The sequence below is a fragment of the Halorubrum sp. SS7 genome (assembly GCF_005435055.1).
Classification (GTDB): domain Archaea; phylum Halobacteriota; class Halobacteria; order Halobacteriales; family Haloferacaceae; genus Halorubrum; species Halorubrum salinarum.
On the sequence record NZ_SGXV01000211.1, the window covers coordinates 1 to 679 of the forward strand.

The 679-nt window shown below is 51.4% G+C and carries 1 protein-coding gene; it reads right to left on the bottom strand.

Annotated features, from left to right (window positions below):
- Positions 1–430, bottom strand: a 430-nt coding sequence (locus EXE44_RS17685) for a hypothetical protein (RefSeq protein WP_137718026.1), incomplete at its 3' end; no start/stop codon positions are given.
- Between the last annotated feature and the right edge of the window lie 249 nt (positions 431–679).

A 679-nucleotide genomic window follows, 5' to 3' on the forward strand; every position in this document is an offset into this window, starting at 1 on the left:
AGAACCCGACCTGCCAAGGTGTACTCTCACTGTGTTCCGACAGGAACTCAGCCAAGTCGAACTCTGCCCTCTCAACGGACTCTAGTCCGACAATGTCTCTCAACATGTCGAAGAGGAATACGCCGGAGCCACTGTCGACCACTACAAATTCACCGGGTACAAAGACGAATTCCGTATATTTTGTCTGACGTTGACCCTCCTCGATAACCGCGATCTCGCCCTGATCGGTTATCTGTACGGTCTCTTCCTGAACAATCGACTGAACGGCTGCGCGGCCTGTCTGGACTGTGAATCCACTTCCCACATTATCGTGTGTCTGGGTTACCTCAATACACTCGGTTAATGGCGTACCATCCTGCTCGACGGTACGGTGATACGACTCCACCTGCCGTGGTTTACCCTTGACGATTCCGATTACACCCGACTTCATGATATCTAAATAAACAACGAAGATGAAAAACCCTAGCTATTCGTTAATTGAAACCGCTTGTTTCTCGCTCGAACATTTCAGTCGTTCTGTGATCTGAATTTCCACGTAATCGCCGCTCCCTGTGCCTGTATTGGGTGCTGTAGCCCGTCGAACTCCGCAACCCCACAGACGTCGACGTCAATATCAAACCAGTACTCGATATCGCGAGCCGTCTTCTCGGCCACCCGCTCCGCAGTAAACCGTTCAGGG